The sequence below is a fragment of the Catonella sp. genome (genome assembly GCF_052169795.1).
In the GTDB taxonomy this organism is placed as follows: domain Bacteria; phylum Bacillota; class Clostridia; order Lachnospirales; family Lachnospiraceae; genus Catonella.
The window spans coordinates 1-4,715 of record NZ_JBQNBU010000127.1 but is presented as its reverse complement, the minus strand read 5'-3'; the positions used below and the strand labels follow the sequence as shown (position 1 = coordinate 4,715).

At 37.6% G+C, this 4,715-nt stretch carries 2 protein-coding genes and 1 pseudogene; 1 reads left to right on the top strand and 2 read right to left on the bottom strand.

Going from position 1 to position 4,715, the window contains the following annotated elements; all coding sequences use genetic code 11:
* Window positions 1-100, top strand: a pseudogene (locus ACTTKP_RS11290) (AraC family transcriptional regulator); the annotation flags it as partial.
* Window positions 101-147: 47 nt separating this feature from the next.
* Here the strand turns inward: ACTTKP_RS11290 and ACTTKP_RS11285 are convergent.
* Both ACTTKP_RS11285 and ACTTKP_RS11280 read right to left on the bottom strand, forming a co-directional pair.
* Complete coding sequence (locus ACTTKP_RS11285) at window positions 148-2,154, bottom strand: hypothetical protein (protein ID WP_442554002.1); 2,007 nt, start codon at window positions 2,152-2,154, stop codon at window positions 148-150.
* Window positions 2,155-2,171: 17 nt separating this feature from the next.
* Window positions 2,172-4,241, bottom strand: a complete 2,070-nt coding sequence (locus ACTTKP_RS11280; protein ID WP_442554001.1) for an efflux RND transporter permease subunit — start codon at window positions 4,239-4,241, stop codon at window positions 2,172-2,174.
* Window positions 4,242-4,715: the final 474 nt, after the last annotated feature.

The following is a 4,715-nucleotide window of genomic DNA, read 5'->3' as shown; positions in this document are numbered from 1 at the left end:
TATCCATTCAGGAAAGCCTGATTTCGAGTATTATTTCAAAGGTGATATGTATAGCCCTGATTATAAAATGGAGCTTTGGGTGCCTGTAGTGAAGGCATAAAAATAACCCTGCGGAAGCTGAAAAGCTCTGCAGGGTTAGCTTATTGTTTATTTTTCCTCAATTCCCTCTACCTTAATTACAAATTTAACCGAATTTCCCTCATTTTCTGAAGCTCCTGAGAAAGTCTTATAGTCCTTACCCATTTTAGCAACTACATCAAAATGGTCGAAAATGCTTGCTATGTCAGTATCTGAGAGCTTTGAAGAAAAGTTTTGGACACCATCCTTTAATTTTCCTGCACCGGTATCAAGAGTAGCAATTCCGTCTATAAGCTTAGCTACAGCGGTATTTAGCTTTGTTGTTCCCTTATGTAAATTCTTGGCTCCGGCATCAAGCTTAATAGTGCCTTCTTCAAGAGCAGCAGCACCTGTAGTTAATTTATCAGCACCTGTGGATAAAACATTAAGTCCGGATTTTAATTCCTTGCTTCCAGCCGAAAGAGAATCAGAAGCTGCAGAAAGTTTGTTAAGATTTTCACTAAATGTACCGGAAGAAGCAGCAAGAGTTTTAAGTGCAGCATCTATTTTTGCGGAGCCTTCTTTAAGGGCAGCAAGGCTCTTGGAAGTATCTCCGTCAGATGAAGCCTGTGAAGAAAGAGAAGCCATTACAGTTTCCATAGCTCCAACTGCGCCCTTCATCTGGTTGTAAGCAGCCCAGTCGGCAGGATTGGCAGCTATCTTTTCTTCACTTCCATAGGCTTTAACAAGAGCAGCCATTTTCTCCTTATATCCATTTATTTTAGCAGTTAATTCAGCCCCCTGCTTAGAAGCAGAAGTTGAAATTCCGCTTACCTTGTCTACAAGAGCGATGATACCTGTATTTATCTTAGAATACTCTGTACTTAGTGTAGTAAGAGAGGAAGAAAGCTTAGTTCCGCCCTTAGAGAGCTTATCAGCTCCGCCTTTTAAGGAAGTAAGCCCGGCAGTAAGTTTGTCTGTACCAGTACTTAATTTGTCAGCACCATCTTTAAGTGAAACTATTCCGGTTTTAAGAGTGGTGGCACCTGAGGTAAGCTTTGAAATATTTTCGCTTAATTTACCGGAACCAGAATCTAAGGTATTTACACCGTCTTTAAGCTCATGGCTTTTGCTTTTAAGTTTGGATGTACCTTCTTTAAGTTCTGAAGTACCGCCTTTAAGTTCATCCACACCGTCAATTAACTTATCAATATTCTCCTGAAGTTTGTTCTTTTCTTTGCTGTCTGTATCTATAAGGTCTGAAAGCATATCAGGAAGGGCTGCTGTTAATGTCATTCCCAAAGAGAAATCCTTAACATCAGCAGTAATTTCAAAATATTCGGGGAACTTTTCATTTTTATTATCTAAGCCAAGGCTCTTTGCAAGCTTTGGGAAGGCAAGGCCTAGAACTACAGAATTATTGCCCTCAGACATAACTTTTCCGTTAGTTACTGTAATATTGCTGAATTTATCATTTGAAAGAGTAAGTGCAGTAGCCATGGTAAACGGTACAAATACCTTCTCATCCTTACCATTTATTTTCTTTGTTTCGCCGGCATTATTTTCATAATCATAACGGATAGTAACCTTTCCGCTTTTTCCTGATAGTTCTTCAGGCTCTATGTCTTTGCCGTCTAATTTATAACTTACTTTGACTTCGACAGGTGGCTTTTTATCTGTATTTCCCTGATAATAAATATCTGAACCATTTGACTTCCAGCCTATATTTTCACCATTTTGGTTAAAGCTTTCATCTCCCTTTACATTCTCTATATTTGAAAGTGAAGTCTTATCCTGTAAGTTGTCAGCACCTCCGGTATTTTTAAGATGATTGCTTACTATTATATCTTGCCTCTCACCCTTTGCATTTGTGAAAATATAGACAGTCTCTTCCTTTTCAGCCTTTCCTGAAGGAATTTTGGCTGTGGATTTAGTTTCTTCTTTAACGGAAGTATTTGTTTCTGTGGATATATTGCCTGAAACAGAGCTTGTACCTGCAACCGCTTCTGAATTGTAATTATAAACTCCGATTCCGCCTATGGTTACAGCTACTGCTGCTGCCATTCCAATAGTTTTTAATAAAAATTTGTTTTTCATGTTATATTACCCTCCAATCAATGATCAGCCTTAACACCAAGGCTTGTATGAACTATTATTTTGTCAAATACCATAAGTAAAGATGGAAGTATGAAGATAACTGTTATCATACTTACAATGGCACCTCTTGCCATAAGAGAACAGAGAGAGCTGATTATATCCACCTTTGAATAAAGCCCTACTCCAAAGGTTGCGGCGAAGAAAGAAAGTGCGCTTATGATGACAGATTTTGTACAGGTTTCACTGGCAATACGGATAGACGTTTTCTTATCCGCTCCCTTGTTTCTTTCTTTAAGATATCTTGTAGTCATAAGTATTGCATAGTCAACTGTTGCTCCGAGCTGTATGGTTCCTATTACTATGGAAGCTATGAAAGGAATGGAAGTGTTTGTATAGTAAGGGATGCCCATATTTATAAAGATTGCAAATTCAATCGCACTTACAAGGATGACAGGGAGGCTGATTGACTTAAATACAATTAAAATAATGATAAATACGAGCCCGACAGATACAAGGTTTACGGTGGCAAAGTCTTTGTTGGTTATGTCTATCAGGTCTTTGGTACAAGGTGCTTCACCTATTAACATTCCATGATTATCATAGGATTTGACTATATTGTTAATATCAGTACACTGTGCATTTACCTCATCTGTAGCAACCCCATAAGAAGTTCCGATTAAAATGAGCTTCCAGTTGTCACTTTGAAGTTTCCCTACTACATCATGAGGGAGGATTTCTACAGGGATACCGGGCTCTTTAAGGCTGTCAAGCCCTAACACATAGCTGACTCCATCTACCTTTTTAATATCATTACACATCTGACTGACTTTTTTTGACTCTAATTTGCTGTCAATAAGCACCATATGAGTGGTAGCTATGTCGAAGTTTTCGTGAAGCTTTGCATTCGCGGCACTGCAAGGCAGGTCTTTAGGCAGGGTGTCTGCAAGGTTGTAATAATTTTTAGTATTTTTATAGCCATAGAATGCAGGTATCAGGATTATTAAAAATAAAGCTATAAATATGAAATATCTTTTTTCTATCAGCTTTCCTATTCCATGAAATTCAGGAAGAAGAGGCTTATGTTTTGTTTTTTCAATAGCATTCTCAAAAATAAGCACCATGGAAGGAAGGATAGTTACACAGGCAAGTACACCGAAGATGACACCTTTTGCCATAACAAGACCTATATCAAGCCCCAGTGTGAAGCTCATAAAGCAGAGCGTTATAAAGCCTGCTACTGTAGTTATAGAGCTTCCAAGCACTGAAACAAGAGTGTTTGAAATGGCGTGTGCCATAGCTCTGTTATTATCTCCCGGAAATCTATGCTGATTTTCCTTAAAAGAGTTCCAAAGGAAGATAGAGTAGTCCATTGTTACACCAAGCTGAAGTACCGCTGAAAGTGCCTTGGTTATATAGGAAATTTCTCCAAACATTATATTGGAACCGAGGTTATATATGATGGCCATTCCTATGCTTAAAAGGAAAAATACAGGCACAAGAAAGGAGTCCATTGTAAATGCAAGTATAATCGAGGAAAGTATAACTGCTATTGCAACATATACAGGAGTTTCGTTGTTGGTTAAATCTCTTGTATCTGAAACAACGCAGGACATACCTGAGAGGAAACAGTTTTTATCTGAAATGGAACGAATTTCCTTTATAGCACCAAGTGTTCCCTCTGATGAAGTGGTTTCATCAAAAATTACCATCATAAGTGTAGCATCACCATTATTGAACTTTTTATAAAGTTTGTCGGGCAGAAGCTTCATAGGTATGGATGTATCTGCTATAGAGCTATACCAGACGGCTGATTTGACATGCTCTACTTTTTCTATCTTTTTCTGCAATGCGGCAACATCTTTTTCAGGCATTCCCTCTACTACAAGGAGGGCAAACGCTCCACTTCCAAAATCTTCTTCTAAGATGTCCTGCCCTTTCATGGTTTCTATATCTTTAGGAAGATAAGAAAGTATGTCATAGTTTACTCTGGTATTTATATAGCCCAAAGTAGCGGGTATTAAGAGCAGCAGTGAAATGATGAAAATAGGTATTTTAAGCTTCACTATACTTTTTCCAAAATGTATCATTAGATTACCTCCGACTGTTATTGACCAATGGTCATTTATGATGTAAAATAGATTATACTAAAAATGACCAATAGTCAATATTAAAAATGTAGAAATTAATTAAAAAATAGTGTAAGATTATAGTTAATATTTTCCGGAAAGTGAGTTATGCGATGAAAAATTTGGGCTGGAATTACGGTTGACTTTAATATTAGAATATCTTATAATGAAAACAGGCAAAAAGCTACTAATGCCATAAATACGAAAACCCCAAGAGCGGTATCTCTTGGGATTTTCTATTCCGTTTGTTTAAGGTGGCTTAGTCCTTTTTAGGCTGGCTGCCCTTTTTCTTATCTCTGTCCAGCCATTTGCAGATATAGTTGGCAACTATGCCTGCTGTGACAGAGAAAAAGCTACTAATGTTTCCATAAATACACCTCCCTCGTATAATAAGTTTGTAGCCAAGAAAAATCAGGTTACAAACTTTTCTTTTTG